This is a genomic window from Mycoplasmopsis cynos (genome assembly GCF_900660545.1).
Lineage (GTDB): Bacteria > Bacillota_I > Bacilli_A > Mycoplasmatales > Metamycoplasmataceae > Mycoplasmopsis > Mycoplasmopsis cynos.
This window is the reverse complement of the sequence record NZ_LR214986.1, coordinates 625,328-647,447: the sequence shown is the minus strand read 5'-3', so window position 1 is coordinate 647,447 and position 22,120 is coordinate 625,328. Positions and strand designations below refer to the sequence as shown.

Here is a 22,120-nt window from a genome sequence, read left to right as displayed (position 1 = left end):
GTTTATATATTAAAAATAAGTGGATTTTTAAATATACATATTAGATAATTTATGATCCTTATAAAAAAATAAACTCGATTGAGCTATGGTATAACTTAGGTTTATATCACTTTGTGATATAATTATAATAATTATTATGGAAAATTTATATGGAGTTTAATATGTCTAAAAATTTTAATTTCGATGATGAAAAGAAAAAAAATAATGAAAATGAAGACCAAAACAATAAACCAAAAATTATTGTTGATGACGAGATAGATTATGATGATGAAAGTCGAATGATTTTCAAAAAACGACCTGAAGCAATAGAAACTGATGATGAAGAAGAAATTGCTCCTCAAAATAATGAAGAATATCAAGTAGAATCACAATTAATTGATGAACCGATCGAAGGTTTGAGTCCGGTTGTTTTAGACACAGAAATGAAAACTTCATTTTTAGAATATGCGATGAGTGTTATTGTATCAAGAGCTTTGCCAGATGCTCGTGATGGTTTAAAACCTGTTCATAGAAGAATTTTATATGATATGTTTGAATTAGGTATTACAGCTAGTTCACAACACAGAAAGTCAGCTCGTATCGTCGGGGATGTATTAGGTAAATATCATCCACATGGTGATACTTCTGTTTATGATGCAATGGTACGTATGGCGCAAGATTTTTCTATGCGTTACCCTCTTGTTGATGGTCATGGTAATTTTGGTTCCATTGATGGGGATCAGGCTGCTGCTATGCGTTATACAGAAGCTAGAATGACTAAATTATCTGGTGAGCTATTAGAAAGTATTAAAAAAGATACTGTTGATTTTGTTGATAATTATGACGCTACTGAAAAAGAACCAATTGTTTTACCAGCTAGATTTCCGAATTTATTTGTAACTGGAGCTTCTGGTATTGCGGTCGGTATGGCTACAGAAATACCACCACATAATTTAGGTGAAATTATAGATGCGACAATTGCCTTGGCTAAAAATAATGATATAACAACTCATGAATTAATGCAGCATGTTAAAGGACCAGATTTTCCAACTGGTGGAATTATACTCGGGTCAAAAGGTATTTTAGATACTTATGAGACAGGACGGGGAAGCATTATAGTTCGTTCTAAAACCGAAATTATTGAAAACCCAAATGGAAAATCAAGAATCATTGTTACTGAAATACCTTATGCAGTAAAAACAAGCACAATTGTTCAAAAAATTGTAGATTTAGTAAAAGAGAAGGTTATTGAAGGTATTTCTGATATTAGAGATGAAACTAATCTCAATGGTATTAGAATTGTTTTAGTTATTAAAAAAGGCTTTAATCCACACATTATTTTAAACCAATTATTCCAAAAATCATACTTACAAGTTTCTTACAGTTCAAACATTGTAGCTCTTGTTAATGGAGAACCAAAAACTTTAAATTTAAAGCAAGGTCTTAGTGTTTATTTAGATCATCAAAAAGAAGTTGTGACTCGTCGACTTAAATATGATTTAAATAAGGCAGAAGAAAAAGTTCATATTTTAGAAGGTTTAAAAATTGCAGTTCAAAATATTGATGAGGTTGTTGCGATTATTAAAAGTTCTAAAACCGATCAAATTGCCCAAGAGAGATTAGCTGAAAGATTTAATTTAACTGAAAGACAAACAAAAGCAATTCTTGATATGAATCTTCGTCGTTTAACTGGTCTTAATTTCGAAAAGATGGTCGAAGAAATTAATGCTTTATATGTTGAAATTAAAGGTTATAAGGAGATTTTAGCTTCTGAAGAAAAATTAATTGAATTAATAATTTCTGAATTAACCACAATTAAAGAAAAATATGCGGATCAAAGAAGAACACAAATTGATTATTTTGGTATTGGAAAAATCAATGATGAAGATTTAATTCCGCAAAGCGAAATTATTATCACTTGTTCAGTTAATGGATATGTAAAAAGAATTAATTTAGATGAATATAACACGCAAAATCGTGGTGGTGTTGGAAGCATTAGTATGAAAACATATGATGATGATGATATTTCAATGATAATTAAAGCATCAACTCATACTGATTTACTTTTATTCTCAAATATTGGTAAAGCTTATGCATTAAGGGGATATCAAATTCCAGAAGGTTCAAAACAGAGCAAGGGTGTACCATTTATTAATATTATTGACACTTTAAATGTTGAAGCTGGCGAAAAAATTATTTCAATAATTGATGCAGGTAGTTTTGAGGATAATTTATATTTAGCTACAATTACCAAAAAAGGTATTTTCAAAAAAACTCCTTTATCATTATTCAGTAATGTAAGACGTAATGGTTTATTGGCTTTTAAACTCCAAGAAAATGATCAACTTGTTAGAGCGTTTATTGCAGCAGATGGTGATAATATTTTAGTTGCTAATAATTATAAGAATATTGCATTGTTTAATATTGATTCAGTTAGATCGCTTGGAAGAAATGCAATGGGTGTTAAAGCTATAAAACTTATTGATGATCAATATGTAATTAATGCTTCTTCAAACAAAGATGGAAATTTAGTTTTATCATTAGGAACTAAAGGATTTGGAAAGATAACTGATGAATCAGAATATCGTTTATCTAAACGTGGAGCAAAAGGGATTTCTGGAATTAATCCAGAAAAAGCTGGAAATTTAATATTTGCTTCATTTGTTAACTTAAGTGATGAATTATTAATCATCACTTCAAGCGGAACAACAATTAGATTAAAAATAAATCAAATAAGCGAAACATCAAGAAATACTAAAGGTGTCAAGATTATTAACCTTAAAGAAAATGATGTTATTGTTGCAGTAGAAGTGATAAAAACTGAAATTCAAGAGTCAACAAATATAATAGAAAATTAATTTTAAAACCAAACTAGAATATTTTTTAGTTTGGTTTTAAAAATTTTTAATCATTAATTTATAATTATATTTATGAGATTAAGATTTGATAATACTGCATTAGATAAGTTGCAACAATCACCTTATTATTTAACTAATTTTCCAATTAATCTTTCAGACACTGATTTAATTGAAATTGGTGCAGGAAAAGGAGAAATGATTAGTCAAATGGCTTTAAATGAGCCAAATAGACGTTTTTTTGCAATAGAAAAGTATCCAACAGTTGCTAATAAGATTTTGAATAAAATTAATGAATTACAATTAAAAAATCTTTTCATTATTACAAAAGATGCTAATGATTTAAATGAGATATTTAATAATAAAACCAGCACAATTTGATTAACTTTTTCTGATCCATGACCTAAAAATGCTCATGAAAAAAGAAGACTAACATATAAAAATTTTTTAGATATCTACCAAAAACTTTTAACTAACGATGGCAATCTTTATTTTAAAACCGATAATGATAAATTGTTTGAATATAGCACTAATTCATTGACTGAAAATGACTGAGAGATTATTTTTAAAACAACTGATTTACATAATTCAAAATATAATAAGTTAAATTATCAAACCGGATACGAAAAAAAATGATCTGCATTAGGTAAAAATATTAATTTTCTAATCGCAAAATACAAAGGATAAAAATGAAAAAATTAGAATTTAAACAACGTTTAATTAAATATATGAATATTGAAGCAATGTCAAGATATGAACAGCCAGTAGCGCGTGAACTAAAAGCGAATATTAGTTCAAAATATAATGTTTCATATGATAAATTTGGTTCAATTATTTTTCATAAACCATCTAAAAATGAAAATGCATTAAAAATTATGATTGCAGCACATATGGATGAAGTTGGTTATTTAGTTAAGAACATTACTCAAAAAGGACAAATTTTATTATCGCCTGTTGGAGGGATATGAGCTTCAACAGTGATTGGAACAAAAGCGAAATTAATTACCACACAAAATAAGGAATTTTTAGGAGTTTTTGGTCATACTAGTATTCATATAATGGAAAGAGATAAAATCACAAAAGCAATTTCTAATGATGAACTTTATGCAGATTTTGGTTTTATGAGTCAAGAAGAAGCGATTCAAAAAGGTGTTGAAATTGGCGATAGAGTTCAAATAAGTGGAGAGACAGTTTTCTTTGAAAATGAAGACCTAATTGGTGGTAAATCGATGGATAATCGTGCAGGTGTTAGTGTTTTAGAGTATATTGCTAATAATCTTGCTAACTTTGACTTAGATGTTGATTTATATTTAGTCGGAACAGTTCAAGAAGAAGTTGGAACAAGAGGAGCAAGAACATCTGTTTCATTAATCAAACCAGATATTGCTATTGCATTGGATACAACCTCATCACATGATACATATGGAACTATTCCTGGAACAACTGAATTGTTCAAAGGTGCAGCAATAAGAATAAAAGACAATGGTACTTTAATGGATCCTAAGTTAGTTTCTTTAATGATGAAAACAGCTAAAAATCACAAAATTAAAGCATATAAATTTATTGCAGCTGGTGGTGGAACAGATGCTGCAGAGTTACAATTTTCACCTAATGGAGGTGCATCTGTTTTAACAATTTCATTACCGCAAAGATATTTACATAGTCCAATTGGAGTATGTGCTATTAGTGATTTATTAGCCGCTGGTGATTTACTTACAAGCTTCATTAAAGATTTTGATAGTAGAAAATGAAATAATTAAAATAATTTTAAAAAAACTAATGATATTAAATATTATATTGTTAGTTTTTTTAAAATTATTTTTTAACTATATAATAAGTGTAAAAAAATATTTTGCATTTTATTATATTTTTTCTAAAAAAAAAAAAAAAAAAAGATCTTGCCCTTTTTTGTCATTGAATTATAAGAAATTTAAATGTGATAATCAATAAAATTTTGTTTGTACTTCATATTCGAATTAAGCTAATTTAATTAAAAAGACTTATTTAATAAGTATTTTAACAATTTTTAAGTATTAAGGAGAATAATGAAAAAATATAAAAAGATTTTTAGTGGTCTTGGATTATTATCAATCACAACACTAATTGGTGCTGGTGTTGTAGCTTGCTCACGTACAGAAAAGACTAAAGAAATTGAAAATAATGGCGGAGCTAGTGAAAATAATCCAGGTTCTAATGAAAATAGTGGATCAGAACAAGGTGATAAAAAAGATTTAACAGCGCTTAAAAAAGAAGTTTCTGAAGCTGTTGAAAATTTAAAAAATCACCCAAAATATAATGATTTAAAGGCAAAATTAGAAAAAGCAGATGTAACAGAAGAAGAGTTAAACACAGCGAAATCTGAAGCAAACAAATTATTACAAGATTCAAAAGCAGAAGTAAAAAAATCTATCGAAGTTATATCAGATGAAACTAAAAAAGCTGAATTAATAAAGAAGATAGAATCAGCGACAAATTATGAAACTTTAATTAACATTAAAGGTGAATTTTTTCCATTAGCTAAAACTGAATTAAGTAAAAAAGTAGAATCATTAGAATATCCTGATAAAGAAGCTTCAAAAGAAACAATAGAAAAATTAAAAAAAGAGGTTGAAGCTTTAACTATTGAAACATATGAGGCTGGTGCTAAAAAAATAAATGAACTAGCAGCTGCATTAAATGTAGAAATTAAAGAAATTGATGAGTTATTTGATTTTAGTAAACTTTCTGAAAGCGCTAGACCAGTTGAACCAGATCAAAAAGCTAAAAAAGATGAGTACAATAGTCTTGCGAAAAATTATTTTAAAGCAAAATTAAATACATTAGAGTCTGCAACAGATGTTTCAAAAGTAATAACTGATGAATATAAAGCAAAATTTAATAAGTATAAAGATATTATTAATAGCGATAAATTTAATGGAACTGAATATAATGACGCAAGAAAAAAAGGTTTAAATGGTCGTTTAGCTAAATTTTACGATGATGATCATGACAAAGCTTTTACAGAAGGTCTTTTAATTTGAAATATTTATGAAACAATTAGACCAAGAGTTGTTAATAAAATAAAAAGTTATAGTATTATTACCGATAGAGAAAATAAATATATAAAATCAAAAATAGAGACTTTAGAAGCAAAAAAAGATAATCATGGATGAGATATTAATAAATTAGAAATGGAAATAAATAAAATGGCTGAATCAGTTCTTGAAGCAGCAAAAGAAGCAGCAACATTAAATGTTGATAAAATTATTTATAAGGATAGTGAAGCTTCTAAAAAACCTGATAAATTAATTACAAAAATTAAAAGTCTTATATCAAATACAAAATCAATTGTAGAAGCTGATAAAATAAATGAAGATGCAAAAACTATTGTTACTAAGGTAAAAGAAATTATTAATTTAAAACAAGATGATATGGAATTAAAAAATAAAATTAATGATCTTGATGCAAAAAATACTGATGAAATTAAAGCAAAACTTGATACCCTTAAAACTGAAGTTCAAAATTCTCTAAAGAAAAGTTAGTTTTTTATCTTAATTCATAAAATATATAATCCGCCCATTTGATGGGCGGATTTCTATTTATTTAGTAATAAACATAATATTTTATCATTTACCCTCTAAAAAAAAAAAAAAAAAGCATTCTTGTAATACAAAAGAATAGTAGACAAAATGGAATTTTGTTATATATAAAATAAAATTTTTTAACAATGGACTAATCACATTAGTTAAGAGTGTAAAAGGGGTATGAAATGAAAAAGTATAAAAAAGTTTTTAAATCTCTAGTTTTATTATCAATATCAACTCTTATAGGTTCTAGCGTTGTTGCTTGCGATGCACCTGCAAAATCAGAAGAAGGTAATAATTCTAATGAAAGAGGAAATTCACATTCGCCAATGAGTCGACAACTTTTAAATAAAGTTAATAGTATTAAAAGTTTGATAAAGAGTATCGAATATCCCTCACCAAATGCATCTGCAAAAAAAGAATTAAATGATCAATTAGAAAAAATAATAAGTCTAAAAAATAAAACAGATACTGATAAATTAACTGAATTAAATATTTTAGAATCAAAAATTAAGGTATTTAAAACTATGGTTTTAGAATATAAAATAATAATTTCAAAACTACCAAAAGAAAAACAAATTCCTTTAAAAACTGAATTAGATAAAATATCTAATGATAATTTTTCAAATTTAAAAACAAAAGTCTTTTCAGCAGTGAAAGATGATTTGAAAGATAAAATTGATAATTTAGCCTATCCAAACATAAATAACCCAAAGAATGATTTAAAAAGCAAGGTTGATATTTTAAATTTTGATCAAATTATTCAAAAATATAATGAAATCGAGCAATTATCAAAAACAATTGATGAAGTTTTAATTGAAATAAATTCTCTTCCTTATCCAACTTCAAATCAAATCTTAGATGAGCAATTAGCAGTTGAGTATTTTAAAGAAAAATTAAGTAGTTTAAGTGATCAAAATGCAATAAAGACAATTATCCCAAAAGATTTAAAGGATAAAATTATAAAATTTAAAGATATTATTTTATTATTGGAAATTGATGTTCCAGAATGAAAAATAGTAAAAGAGGATAATATTAATGAATTAAATGCAAAATTACAAAGATTTACAAGTGATAATCATAATGATGAATATTCTGAAAAAGCTTTAATATATAGTATTTATGAAACATTTAGAAACAATGCCTTTTATCCAAAAATTAATTCATTATCCGGCTTAACTGAGCAAGACAGAAATGAGTATTTAAGTAAAATTCCTGTATTGTCTGATGGAACTAAGAATAATCATAATATTAGTATTGATGAGCTAAAAGATAAGGTAGTCTTGATGAATGAGCTAGCAAAAAAAGCCGAGGATAAAGATTTAAAATCGCTACAATCTAAAAATAACCAAGATATAGTTGAAGACAGAATAATTGATCATAGTCTAAATAAAATGCTTATAGAGCATTTGAAAAATGATCAATTAAAAAATACTGAATTAGTAAAATATTTAAAAGATCAAGGAGTAACTCAAACATTATTTTTAAAAGATGTAAATCCAAACTTTAGCGAATTTGTGCATCATATAGATACAAATGATAATATTGATAGTTGATGATATGCGCATAATGATCGTGATGAAGGATGGTTTGATATTAATAAAGAATTTGGTCGAGGTGATAACTTCTTGTGTGGTGCAATTGTAGTTGTTAATATCTTACATTATTGAAGCCAACAAAATAAAGATTATTTAGATAGATATTTAAGTGATCCGCAGAAAGGTATAATTACATTTAAAAATTCAACTAATAGTTTAAGCATTAATTTTAGAGATTTAAATACATTTATTGAACAAACCGGAAATGAAGGAATAAAAACCAAAAAAGAAAATAGTAAGCTTTTTGAATGAATTAAAAAAGATTATGGTGGAGATGTCGATAAAAGGTCTGGGAAGGGTTTTGTTACACCTTTTAAATTATTTGATGAATTAATTAATGGTTATGGATATTTTCGTATTGGATACAAGTCGCAAATTCAAAATAATCCAAGCGATTGAGATCCAAAAGCAAATTGAAAAGGATTTTTTAAAGATGTTTTTAAAAGTAATATCTTATCAGGAAGATGACCATTTAATAATGCACATAATGCAAAAAATTTAAGTAATAGATTAAAAAATGAAATCTTAGCAAATAAACCTTTTGCTATTTCGCATACTTATGGTTCAAGTGTTGTTAATCATATTATAAATGTTTGAGGAGCAGATTTTGATAAAGATGGAATTGTAAAGGCTCTTTATGTAACGGATTCAGATGACCCATTTGCTAAATTTACAAAAAATGGAGAGCAAAAAAGACTTGCAATCAAGCGTTATAAAGTAGATTTTGATAAATCAACTGGTAAAGTTTACCTTGGTGCTAAGACTAATAATAAAACTCAAGCGCTTGATATTTATACATTTGATTTAGGTACAAAATATTGAGAAGATTATTTTAAAAATAAGCAATAGTTATAAATAAATTGCCGGATAAAAATCCGGTTTTTATTTATAACTAAGTATCAAAAATCATCAAATTTAAATCCAAATATCAAGTTTAATATTTTAAAGAAAATAGTATATAATATTACAAATTATGGAGGTATTTAATGGTTGAATTAAGCACAGGATTGTTTGTATTAACAATAGTTATGGTATGTATTGGTGTTGCTATTGCAGCTGGTATTACAACCTTTTTTATCACAAAACGTTATTTCGAAAAACAATTAAGAGAGAATCCGCCAATTAATGAAAAAATGATTCGTGTGATGTTTGCTCAAATGGGAAGAAAAGCATCAGAAACACAAATCAGACAAATTATGCGTTCAATGCAAAATGCTAAGGATAATTAATAATTCATTATGCTAAAATAATGAGTTTTTTAATTTTAAGGATATTATAGTGAAGTTATTAGAGTGTTTAAAAAAGGTTTTAAATAAGAAAACAATTTCAAAAGCTAGTGATAAATGATATACATATCTTAAAAGTGTTTCAAGAGTTAAATATTTATTAATAGTATATTTTTTGATTATTCTTTTCTCAAGTTTTTTATTATGAAGTCCTATTACACAACAAAAACCTCCTTTAAATTGAAATAGTGGCGAAAATTATGTTAATGCATTATTTACAACCGCTAGTGCTTTTAGTGATACTGGATTAGTTGTTAAAAATACTTATTCGCATTGAAATGTTTTAGGTCAAGCAATTATTGCGATTTTAATTTTATCTGGTGGTATTGGAATATTTTCGTTAAAATTTTTTATTATAAATATATTATTTAAAAAGCAGGTTACCACTTTATATACATTAAAAATGATTCAAAGTGAAAGAGGTCATGATGATGTAAATAAAGTTTCTAGCATAATTCGTTCATCAGTTAGATTTATTTTAACAACCTCATTAATTTCAGGTTTTGGAATGACTATTTACTTTTATTTTGCTGAACCCTCAGCGACTTATGGAATTAATAAATTAATTAATGGTGAGTTTATTAATCCAAGATATGATTTAGCAGCAGCTTTTAGATTCGGTTTTTTCCATACCATTTCGGCTATTAATAATGCTGGTTTTGATATCATTTCTGGAAATTCTTTAATGCCTTATTATAATAATATAACCTTGCAAATTTGATTTATTATATTATTAATTATTGGAGGTTTAGGTTATCCAACTTTATATGATATATATCGTTATATTAGACATAAAGTAAAGAGAAAAAAGACTAAATATCATTTTTCATTATTTACTAAAGTTTCTACCATTACTTACTTTTTAGTTTTTCTTATAGGATTTTTAGTGTTGATTGGTTTTGAAACTACATCTAAATCGGTGGATTCATTATGAAATCGTGTTTATGTACCGGATCAATTGATTCATAACTATGCAAAATGAGTTGAAACATTTAATGAATATGGCATTAAGTCCGATGATAAAAGTATTGAGGTATATAATCAAATTTTATATTTATCAAAGCAAATTAAAGAAAACTCTTATATTGATCAAAATTTATTAACTACTAATGTTGCTAAAAAATTATATAGCATTGTAAATCAAGAGATTCCTAATGTTGGCAATTTAGCTCAATATCTAAAGCAAGGAACAATGTACGGTAATCAATGACAAAAAATTTTCTCATTAATATTTACATCATTCTCATCAAGAAGCGCAGGGTTTGCGACAGTTGATGTAAGTCATTTTAGCAGAGGTTCAATAATGTTAATTACGCTAATGATGATAATTGGTGCTGCACCTGCTTCAACTGGAGGCGGAATTAGAACTACGACTTTTGCAATCTTAATTTTAAGTATGTTTTCTGTTATTTTAAATACTAAAAAAGTCAGAATTTTTAAAAGAACAATTGAACCAAGAACTGTATTTATGTCAGGTCAAGTATTTGTTATTGCATTAATTATTTTGATTGTTTCAACTTTAATTTGTTTTAGTTCATTTGATTCACATGCAGGCAAAATCATCACTCACGGTGTATCATCGATTGATAATTATAATATTTATGGAACTGAACATGTTTGATTTGAGGTAGCCAGCGCTTTTGGTACAACTGGATTATCTGTAGGAATAACTAAAGAATTTAATATTGTTTCAAAAATTACACTTATTTTTGTTATGTTTATAGGTCAATTTGGGATTTCCTCAACTTTATTAGTATGAAGAAGCAAAAAATCAAACAAAAGAAATTATGAATATGTCACTGCCGACATAGTTATAGGTTAGGATAAAATATGAAAGTAAAATTTATAGAGGATATTGCAGTTATCGGAGCTGGACGTTTTGGTCAAGCAGTTGTTGATCAATTATTAAAATTAGGTAAAACAGTAACATTTATTGATAAAGATGAAGAAAAAATTAAATCGTATAAAGACGACATTGAAAATTTAATTGTAGGCGATGCGGCTGATATTAAACTTTTGAAAGCTAATAAACTTGAACGCTTTGGTACAATTGTTGTGGCGGCTCCAGAAAATATTGAAATTGTTGCTGCTTTATTAGAGATAAAAGCTAATAATATTATTGCAAGAGCTACAAATTTAAGACACGCTAGAGTTCTAAGACAAATAGGCGTTGATACTATAGTTAGCCCTGAATATGAAGCAGGAAAAAGAACTGCCTTAATTGCAGCTAATAGTAGTTTTGTTAAATATAGTGAAAACCTTCAAGAAGTAGGCGATGATTTTGTCATTGGAACTACAATAGTTAAAAATTTTAGTCTTGATAATAAATTAGTTAAGGATATTGATTTCAATAGTCGTGGTGTTACTTTAGTACTAATTAAATCAAAAGGAATTAGCATCCGCCCAACCGGTATGAGTAAAATTTATTATAATGACATTTTAACTTTTATCGGTGAAATTTCTGATGTTAATTCTACTTTTGAATGATTAAATAAAGACCTTCACCATAAGGGCCAAAGTACAGAAATTTTTTAATATTATTTTGTAAAATAATAACAAATTAAATATTGTAAACAAAGAAAAATATTCGGATTTTGTCTGAATATTTTTCCTACTTTTTTAATTAAATGGATCGATATTATTTATAATGCAATAAAAAATTTTTGCTCAATATAAGATGGAGATTAATTCCCCAAAAACTTCTTCTGAATTCTTTTCAAAATCAATTTTTAAAACATCTACAGAATTATTAAATGAAAGTAAAAAATCATTAAAAACGTTATAACTAATATTTTTTAATTCATTAAAAGAAAGATGTTCAAACTTTGAAACTAAATCTTCTTCATTAACAAGTGATGTAGTTTGGAAATCAAATTGTTTTTGTTTAAAGTTTAGGTAAATAAGTAATTTATTAATTTTATTAGATAGCACCGTTTGCCCTACTTTTGAAATATCAGAAGGAAAAGAAGTAAAATCACAAAAAACATTTTTTCTTAAAGTTGAATAATTAAATAAATTAGCTAATAAATTAGCGGTTGAATCAAGAAAACGATCATAGGATACAAATAAATTAATATGATTTAATTTATTTTTTTCAACGGTTTTAAAATTGAACTCAGTTTGATCAATAAACCTTGCTAACTTTAAAGCAGTATTAAAATATAAATCATAACTAAAAATATTTTGAACATTATTTTTATAACCATCAACAAGTTTATGAATATTAATTCCTTGTGTTGCTAAAATAATCAAGCAAATTTCAGAAAAAAATGAAAACTTTTCGTGAATATCAGATGAAATTATGAAAACATTTTCTTTTGGTATTTGGTATTTAATAAAATATTTTAGCCATTCACTTTTCCCGATAAAGTAATTCAGCTTTTTTATTAAAAAGTCACTTGTTCTCTCGTTAAATTTTGATAAAGTTAAATCCATTATTTGTTGAATTTTTTGTTCATCTGCTTCAATAAAGCCATCTAAGAACACAATGGCCATTTTATTATTAAGGTCTAGACTAAAGTATTTATCTAATTTTCGTTTTGTTATTCTTAATTCATCAATTCCGTCAATAAAATATAGTTTTATCTTTTCGTCTGCATAGAAATCATCTTGTCCGAAAACAAAATTTAAACAAGATTGAATTAAATTTTGAGTATTTCTTGAAGCTCAAACAATGAGATGTTCAACTCCATTTTTATAAATCATATTACAAAACTTTACAATTTCATTAATTCCATTAATTGAATAATTTATTGCAATATCATCAAAATGAAGATTTTCAGAACCAATAAAGTTTAAGGATCTAATTTTTTCAATAATATCTTTGTTAGAATTTGAAAAAGAATCTAGATTTACATCATTTCAAGTAATATTAACCTTGCTCATTGTGGTCTATTTCCTTTGTTGCTTCATCATTTGTTTTAGAATTAAAAATTAATTTTGAATATTCAGAAAGATTTTTAAATCCATTTGGTGTTTCAATTAATTTGCAAGGCCCTTTTTCTTTTAATTCATTTGGATGATTTTTTTTATAACTACCAAAGCCATTTCTTTTTGTCGCATTAAACTTTAAGGCAATAAAATTTATTTGTTCATTTAATCTAAAAATATCATAATTTGACTTTTTTGTAAAATCAGTTATTTCGTTTTTGTTAATAAAGAAAATACATCCTTTTTTTGTCTTGACTGTGATATATTTTGAACCTATTTTTATCACCTTTCCCATAACTACATCACCTGGCTTATATATCATAATTATTTAATTATACAATATTATAAAATAAAAATTAAATATAAATACTTTCTTATATTTTATCTATTGTAATTGATATTTTTATTTATTTTATGTAAAAATTTTGATAAATAATCAATATTATATATTAAGCCATTTTTGATGAAAAATGTCATTTTACATAAAAAAAAAAAAAAAAAGGGTTTATTTTGTCGCGACAAAATAAAAAAAATTTAGTATTAAAAACATAACCTTTAATACTTCCATTTAGATATATAAGTTTAATAAATGAATATTTATTTTTAATAAATAGTGCGTGTTTTTGTAATGGAAAAATTAATATATTATTGAAATATATATTAGAGTAAATAATATTAGGAGTTGTATTAATTATATGAATAAAAGAAAACAAAAAAGAATTTTTTTAGGTTTTTCCATTCTAGCTTTTTTAGTTTCGAGTGCAACAGCTATTTGAACAATTTGAAATACCAAGGATAATAAGAATTTTTCAGAGTATGAAAAATTAATTCAAGAATTAAAAAAAGAAAAGAACTTAGTTCTATCACCTGAGCACAAGAAAAAAGCAGAAGATTTTTTAAATAACCCAAGATATAAAAATTCTTCAAAAGAAAACATTGAAAAAATTAAAAAAGTAATTAAAGAAATTAAAGATCAAAATAATAAAGAAAATAAAGAAATAATAGATCTTATTTCTAAGGTTAAATCGGATTTTAAGAAGAAAAAATTAAATGCTAAATTATCAAATGTCAAAATGTCAAATGATAAACAAAATATTAAAGATAATGTTACTAAACTTATTGATATTGAACTAGCTAAAAATGCAGATTTAGAAAAAATAGAAGCTAAAGAATTAATTAAGAGAATTAAAGATTCTAATAAAAAGAAAAATTTTGAAACCAAACTAGCTTCAATTAAAAATCTCAATGATCTTGGTCTGCTAATTGACAATGTAGAAAAAGAATTAGAAAATCAAAGCTCTAATGATTATCTTTCAGCTAAAAAAGAAGCTTTAAAAACTAAAATTGCCGCTTCAAGTTTAGAAGCAAAAAAGAAAACTAATTTAACAAACTTGATTAATAATTCAAGTGATTTTTCATCATTATTAGATAATGAAATTAAGGCAAATATTGAATTAATAAAAGATGGTCTTAAAAAAGAAATTAAAGATAAAATTGATAGGTTAAAAGATAATGATTTTAAAAGATCAGTTCAAAATTCATTAAATAAAGCTAAAAACATCAAAGACTATTATGATATTTTAAATAAAATTAATGAGCATGAATTTAATAATAAAAAAGCTGATGCTATTAAATCTCTTGATGATTTATCAGATCAAGATAAAAAGAATGATTTTATAAGAGAACTTAATAACTTAACTTTTGCTAAACCAAATGCAAATGATGAACTAAATAGAATTATTAACGAAATTAATAAATTAAAACATAGACAAATTGATTTTATTATTGATGAAGTAAAAAAATTACCATATCCAAATGGGATGGATTCAATTGCTATAAAAGATTTAACTAAAAAATTAGATGACATTAAAAGTGATAATGCTTTATCTAATTTAGAAAAATTTAATAAGGCCAATGAAATTATTGGTAAGAATTTAGATACTTATAAAAGTAAAATTAATGATGCTAAAGATAAGATTTCAAAATTAAGTCCAGAAAGTGCTAAAAAAGCAAATGAACAATTAGATCAAACATCATTATTAGTTCGTGACGCTAATCTACCTAATCATTCATTTGATGAGTTAGATCAAAGAATTAAAGATTTATTAGTTCAAGATAAAGAAACAGCTAAATCAAAAATTAATTCAATTCCTGATTCAAAATTAACTAAAAAGCAAAAAGAAGATTTAGTAAAACTTATTGATAACACTGATACAAATGATTGAGCAAAAATTACAGATATTATTAATAAAGCTGAAATCGATGTTGCTAAAAAAGATCTTGAAGATCAAGCTAAGTTATTAAATTATCCAGATGGGGATAAAAGTAAGGCAATTCAAAGTTTAATTAATCAAATTAATTCAAATGGTAATGATAAACTGGATACCAAAGAGAAAATTGAAAAATTTAAGAAAAAACTTGATTCTATCAAATCAAGAATTGATAAAGCTAGAGATTTAATTAATACTTTAGATATAACAAAACAAAATGATCTTAATCAAAAGCTAAATGACGCAGATACTATTGAAAAATTAGATTCAATAATTAAAGAAATAAATGATGCTATAAAAGTTGAGCAAATAAAAGCAATAAAAGATGAATTAGATTCATATGTTGATAATTTATCATACCCTTCAACAAATGCTCCAGCTAAAAATGAAATAAAAGAAACATATAAAAATGTTAATGATCTTAATCAATTAAACCAAATTAAAGAAAAAATAACTAATGATACAACTGGTATTGAAAGTAAAATAATAAAAGCGAAACTTGAAATTGATAAATTACCAAAAAATGAACAAAGTGAACTAAATAAAGTACTTGATTCAGCAAATACTGATCAAGAATTTGTTGATTTAGATAAAAAAATAGAAGCAGCAAAAAACAAAAATAAAGTTGAAAACAAAAAAACAATTGATGCTTTAGATGATTTACCAGAAGATCTAAAAAATAGATTAAAAGGCGAAATAGATAATGCTTTAACATCAAAAGAAATAACTAGAATAAAAAACAAAGCTGAATTGCTTGCGAAAATTGAACAGCTTAAAAAAGTCATTACTCCAAATGATTATGCACTTGCAAATGATGATTATGTTAAAAAGATCATTAATGAAACTATATCAAAATTAAAAACTTCAATAGATGGTATTGAAGAAAATCAAGTTCAAACTAAAAAAACTGAGTTAGATGGTCTTAAATCTAAATTAGTAGAACTTAAAAAAGAAATTGAAGGACTTGAAGAAAAAGATGTTTTAGATGCTTCTAAGACTAAAAAAGATCTAGCAATACAACTTGCACAAGATATAAATGATGAAAGCATTGAAGATACTAAACTTTTCATTAAAAAAGCAAGATTGAAAAAGAAAGTTAGTGAGTTAGATTATCCAAATAAGCAAAATGCCTTAGCAATTGATAAATTGAATACTAGAATTAATGATGCAACTAAAGATAATGTAAATGAAATTGAAACATTAATAAATAATTTACCTAATAAAATTTCAGAAGCAAAAAATCTTATAAATGGTGTAAATAAAAATAATAACAATGCAGAAGATGCAAGAAGAAGACAGGATTTAACTGAACAGCTAAATAGAACAGTCACAGAAGAAGAATTTGAACAACTCAAAAAGAATATCAAAAGCGCAAAGACTAAAAGTACTGAAGAATATAATAATGCATTAAAAGACAGATTAAAACAACAAGTTAATGCATTAGAATATCCAATACCAAGCTCACAATCTGAAGCTGAGGCCAAGAAGAAATTGATAGATAAAATAGATACTTTAAAACAAAGTGATCTTGAAAAATTCGATGATACTATTGATAAAATAGGTAAAAAAATTGCTGAAGCAAAAAATAAGATTTCTAAACTTTCACCTTCAAAAGCTGATTCAGGAATTTTAGAAACTTCTAAAACATCAGAATTAAGTGATTTTGATAAGTTACTTCAAAAACTTGATCAACTAAGAAATGAAGATAGAAATGAAATAAATAAAAAGATTGAAGAATTAAATGAGCTAACACTAGAAGAAAAAACAAAATATAAAAATGATGTCAATCTAGCAGATTCATATTCTGATATGTTAAATATACTTAAAAAAGCTCGTGACAAACACCTTGAAAAGATAGTTGATAAACTACCTTATCCAACAAATAATGGTCGAGCAAGAAGTATGCTGAAAAAGAGCGTAATAGATGCAAATACTAATAATGATAGTACATTTAATGCAAAAGTAAAAAGCTTTGAACAAATTAAAAAATTAATAATAGATGCTAAGACTAGAATCGAACAATTGCCTTATTCAAAACAAAATACCCCTGGAAGAAAATTCTTAAATGATAAATTAGATGAAGCAACCACTGAAACAGAAATAAAAGAAATTGCAAATGATGAATTAAAACAAAAGATTCAAAAGTATAAAGAATTGATCCAAAAAGTTGGTGATTTTACACTTCCTAAACCAAATCAAAATAATCTTATAAATGGTAGATTAGATCACTTGCCAGATACAAATGAAAATGATCTTAAAAAGCAAATTTATGAAACAAAAAGACAACAAGTTGCATTAAGAGAAATTAACAAATTATCTAATATTAAACAAAAAGATAAAAAAGATAAATTAAAAAATGATATTGTTGCATGAAATCCTACAGTTGATAATAATTTATCAATTGATGATTTTATTAAAAAAGTAAATGATGTTGATAAAAAGATAATAGATGCCTACAAAGAGGATTTAAAAGCAAAAGTTGATGCCTTACCTTATCCAAATCCAAATTCAAACGAGGCCCAAGCAGCTAAAAATACTTTAAAATCAGAAATTGAAAAACTATCAACAAAGACTCAATCTAATGATGAATATGCAAAATTAAATAATTTAATCTCAAAAATAAAAGAACTTAAAAATAAAGCATTATCAATAGTTAATGCTAATGAAAAAATAGAAGTTGAAAAATTAATTAATGGACTTGATAATGAAAATAAAGTTGCAAATATAGAGCTTGCAATTTTAAAAGCAAAGGCAAAAGATACTATTGATACTATCGTTAATTTAAGTGATACTGAGAAAAATTCATTAAAATCAGAAGTTGCTAATGCGCAAAATAATGACCAAATAAATAATATTGTTTCTAAAGCTAGAAAACTAGGTGAGTTTAACCGTAGAAAAAATGCAATTAAAAAAATAATTGATAGTATCCCTTATCCAAAACAAAATTCAACAATGGCAGAAAAATCAATTAAATCTTTAAAAGATCAAGTTGATGCTCTTATTGATGATACTACAAAGATTAATGAGTTAGAAAAGAAAATTAATGACTTAAAAGCTTCTGTTGAAACATTAGTAGAGAATGCTAATAATATTGATTATATTAAAAATGATGCTCATAAACCATTAGAAGCATTAAATAAAATTAAGGAAAAGATTGATGGTTTAACTGATGCTTCAAAAGTGACTGATGTTTTACCAAATGATTATGCTAATAAAATTTTTAAATATAAAGATATTATTAATAAAGCATTTAAAGATGCTAATATAAAAAATGAATTACTAACTAAATTAAATAAGGCAGTTCCAAATAACTATGATGGTGACTATAAATTAAGTAATTTAGATTCTGATTTACTTGCAAAACTAAAAGAACAAGCAATTGCAAAAATTAATAATATGAGCAATTTAGATGAAGCTAAAAGAAATGTTCATAAAGCAAAAGTTAATAGCGTAAATTCATCAAATGATTTAAATAAATATCAAACTACTGTAATTGATGTAATTGATAACTTTGTTATTGAAGGATATAAAGAAAACTACAACATATTTATTGATAAATTGCCTTATCCATCTAATGATGAAAATAATGCAGCAAGTTTAAGAACTAAAACTGCATTAAAAAATACGCATGTAAAAAACATTAATAAATCAACGAATATTCAAAATTTAGAAAAAACCTTAAATGATTTTGCTACTAAGGTAAAAGCTGTACAAAGTTCAATTGCTGGTATTTCCAATACTAATGATCAAAATAAAACCGCAATTAAAAACTTTAATAAGCAATTTGCAAGCTTTGGACAAGGAACAAAATTAGATAATCTTAAAAAACTTGTAGATAACTATAAAACCATATCTGCAAAATTTAATGATTTTATTCCTTATACAGGGGATCCAGCTGAAGATGTCAAAGCTGCTAATAAATCACTTGAAGCTTTAAAAATAAAATTATGAGATGAATTAGCTAAGATTGGTTCAAAAGCATTACAAGATCAATTAGTAGGAATTATTAATGAAAATCTTGAGTTATATAAAAAGAGTAAGACATTATTTAGTGGCGATATTTTAGTAGCTACTAATTTCTTAGATGAATCACTTAATTTATTAAATACTAAAAAAGATAAAACAACTGTCGCTGATGTTAGAACTATTATTAATAAAATGCAACCATATAAAGATGAATTAAATAGATTTTGAACTAAAGAAAAAGGCGATTATTTAAGAGGCAGAAAAGATCAATGATTTAATTCAATACCTCAAAATACACCTAATCCAATTAATGTTGATCAATTTAAATTTTTAACATATGATTTATTAATTAAAAAATTAAGATCTAGAAAAACCGCAGCAGAAGTTAAAAAGATTGTTGATTATGAAGTTGAACAATATAAAGCGTTGCATAGATTTAAACTTGCTTATGACAATCAACAAAGTAGTCAGATTCCGCAAAATGTAAAAGATTCATTAAAGAACAAGATTTTAAATGTTCCTGCTAATGTTGCTATAACAGAAATGGATGAAATTACTAAATATTTGGGTCAAAGAACTGAAAGTAACGGTAATGTAACTTCTGGATTTTATTTAGATGCAAAACATTTATTAGAATCATTAAATAATTCTATTGACAACGAATCAGATAAAAAACATTTTAAAACTTTGTTTGACAATATTGGTGTAGCTAATAGCGGCCAATCATATGATGAAAATGTAACTCAAAAAATTGATAATTTTAGAAAAGAAATTAAAGATTTTATTTCTAAATTAAGTGATGCAAATGCAAAGAAAAAAATAGAAGATATTATAAATCAAATTAAAGATCAAGCAGAAAAGCAAAAACTTCTTGATAAATTAAAGAAGAAAAATATTAGTATTCGAGAATTAGAAAGCATCAAAAATGATGCCAATAAGCAAAAAGAAAAAGAACTTAGTGAAGCAAAAAATAAAGAAAAATCAAATATCGAATCTATTTCATATCCAGGTGGAAAAAATTCAAATGCAATTACAACATTAAAACATCAAGTAGATAACGCTAAATCACTAGATGAGATCGCTAGATTAAATGAAAATAATGAAAAAATAAAAGAAGCAGTTAAAAAAGCCGTTGAAGCTATTAATAAATTATCAAATTCAAACAATAAAAAAGAACAATTAAAAAATGAATTAAATAGCACAATAAGCATTGATGGCAAAAATGGAATAAAGGATATAACATCAAGAGCGGCAGCGGAACATAAAAACGAGTTAGATAAGAAAAAAGCTCCTATAATTAAAGAATTGGATAAACATAAGGATTCAGCAGATAAAAAAGAAATATTAAATCAATTAAAAAATGCTGATGATGAATCTCATATAAATATGATTAATGAGCAATTAAAATTAATTAGTAAAAAAGAAGAATTAAAAACTAAGGTTTCAGATCTTGAATTATTTGATTTTTCAAATTATGTTGGAGCAAATAATAGAAGAGGAAGGAATGGATTGAATGGTGCACAATTATCATCTCTAAATATGAGAATAACAAGTGCCAATACTCTTCAACAATTAAACGATATTGAAAGTGATATTAATAGGCAAAGAAATGCTGAGCTTGAAGATCTTAAACTAAAAAACACAAATTCTGTAGAACGCGATGGAATTGATTTTAAAAATGTAGATCATAGTGCAATGAAGAAATTTTTAATTGATCTTTTTGGAAAAATAACTAATATTAAAGGTACTGGAAATGCATCAGCACAAGAACTTTACTTTAAAGAAGGGAATGAGTTACAAAATAGAATACGTAATAATACCGAAACTATTGAACAATATAAGGCTATTAAAAAAGAAGTAGAAGAATTTATTAAAAGATGAGAAGATGATACCAAAACAAAAAATTGAGTGCCATTCTTTATAGAAAGAGTCGAAAAACATTCTAATCAAACACCGCAAGAAGCTGGACCATTTCCTGTCAATGTTACAGCTCAATTTATTGAAGGAATTAAGAGAACGTTTAATAATCCAGGAACAACTAGAGAAAAGGCGATTGAGGCAGAAAATAGATATTTAAAAACTATTTACTTCAATGCAAGAAGATTGATAAAATTGGATTATGATTATCTACAATTCATTAAAGAGCTAAAACAAAATCCACTTTTAGATGATAATGAATTATCGCGTTTAGATGCTCAACGTAGAAGATTTGAGGATGCTCCAAGTGTAGAAGAAAAAGAAAGAGTAGCTCTTAGCATTGAATCAGGTCTACTTGGTAGAAAAACAAATGTAAGAGATTATTGAAAATCAAGTTCTCAAAAAGAATTTGTTGATTGATGAGTTACTAAAATTGCTTTTGCTCCTGAAAATGTAATTAGTCAAGAAAATAAATATATGTGAATTGATAGAGTAACACTTACAGTTGATGAAAGAAAAAGCGCTACAAGAGCATTATGAGAAGAATTTAAAAAACAATATAATTCTACTTCAATATTTAATGGTGTTAAATTAGCAAATGATGGATATCCTGAGGGGAAAGAACCATTCTTTTTAGAAAACTAATTAAAAATGAATAAAGTTTTATAATTTTTAAAAACAAACACAATTAAATTAGAGTTTTTCTCTATTTATATATGTGCTTGTTTTTTATATTTTTTTAAGTCTTTTTTAACA

At 25.4% G+C, this 22,120-nt stretch carries 11 protein-coding genes; 9 read left to right on the top strand and 2 right to left on the bottom strand.

The annotated features are described in order from the left end of the window. Positions 1-161: 161 nt before the first annotated feature. From gyrA to EXC48_RS03040, 8 genes are all read left to right on the top strand, one after another. On the top strand, positions 162-2,837 hold the full coding sequence (gene gyrA, locus EXC48_RS03075) for a DNA gyrase subunit A (protein ID WP_129720717.1): 2,676 nt from the start codon (positions 162-164) through the stop codon (positions 2,835-2,837). 72 nt (positions 2,838-2,909) lie between these two features. After that, on the top strand, positions 2,910-3,521 hold the full coding sequence (trmB, locus tag EXC48_RS03070) for a tRNA (guanosine(46)-N7)-methyltransferase TrmB (protein WP_129720716.1): 612 nt from the start codon (positions 2,910-2,912) through the stop codon (positions 3,519-3,521). A gap of 2 nt (positions 3,522-3,523) precedes the next feature. Next, the gene (locus EXC48_RS03065) at positions 3,524-4,594 is read left to right on the top strand and encodes a zinc-binding metallopeptidase family protein (protein WP_129720715.1); all 1,071 of its coding nucleotides are present in this window, start codon (positions 3,524-3,526) and stop codon (positions 4,592-4,594) included. A 285-nt stretch (positions 4,595-4,879) separates the two neighbouring features. After that, positions 4,880-6,355 (top strand): hypothetical protein, encoded by a 1,476-nt coding sequence (locus tag EXC48_RS03060; protein ID WP_129720714.1) that lies wholly within the window; start codon positions 4,880-4,882, stop codon positions 6,353-6,355. Positions 6,356-6,582: 227 nt separating this feature from the next. Continuing rightward, positions 6,583-8,844, top strand: coding sequence for an IdeS/Mac family cysteine endopeptidase (locus EXC48_RS03055; RefSeq protein WP_129720713.1), 2,262 nt, complete (start codon positions 6,583-6,585; stop codon positions 8,842-8,844). Between the two features lie 137 nt (positions 8,845-8,981). Then, positions 8,982-9,224, top strand: a complete 243-nt coding sequence (locus tag EXC48_RS03050; RefSeq protein ID WP_015287420.1) for a YneF family protein — start codon at positions 8,982-8,984, stop codon at positions 9,222-9,224. A 49-nt stretch (positions 9,225-9,273) separates the two neighbouring features. After that, entirely contained in the window at positions 9,274-11,103 is a 1,830-nt protein-coding gene (locus tag EXC48_RS03045) for a potassium transporter TrkG (RefSeq protein WP_129720712.1), read from the top strand. 8 nt (positions 11,104-11,111) lie between these two features. Next, on the top strand, positions 11,112-11,816 hold the full coding sequence (locus EXC48_RS03040; RefSeq protein ID WP_129720711.1) for a potassium channel family protein: 705 nt from the start codon (positions 11,112-11,114) through the stop codon (positions 11,814-11,816). An 84-nt stretch (positions 11,817-11,900) separates the two neighbouring features. On the opposite strand, the gene EXC48_RS03035 is transcribed toward EXC48_RS03040, so the two are convergent. Both EXC48_RS03035 and EXC48_RS03030 read right to left on the bottom strand, forming a co-directional pair. Further along, the gene (locus EXC48_RS03035) at positions 11,901-13,166 is read right to left on the bottom strand and encodes a hypothetical protein (protein WP_015287417.1); all 1,266 of its coding nucleotides are present in this window, start codon (positions 13,164-13,166) and stop codon (positions 11,901-11,903) included. Next, positions 13,153-13,533, bottom strand: a complete 381-nt coding sequence (locus EXC48_RS03030; RefSeq protein WP_129720710.1) for a S1 domain-containing protein — start codon at positions 13,531-13,533, stop codon at positions 13,153-13,155. The genes EXC48_RS03035 and EXC48_RS03030 overlap by 14 nt, the downstream gene beginning before the upstream one ends. Positions 13,534-13,906: 373 nt before the next feature. Between EXC48_RS03030 and EXC48_RS03025 the strand changes: the two genes are divergently transcribed. Then, positions 13,907-22,009 carry a coiled-coil domain-containing protein gene (locus tag EXC48_RS03025; RefSeq protein WP_129720709.1) on the top strand — a complete coding sequence of 2,701 codons (8,103 nt, stop codon included), beginning with the start codon at positions 13,907-13,909 and terminating at the stop codon, positions 22,007-22,009. Positions 22,010-22,120: the final 111 nt, after the last annotated feature.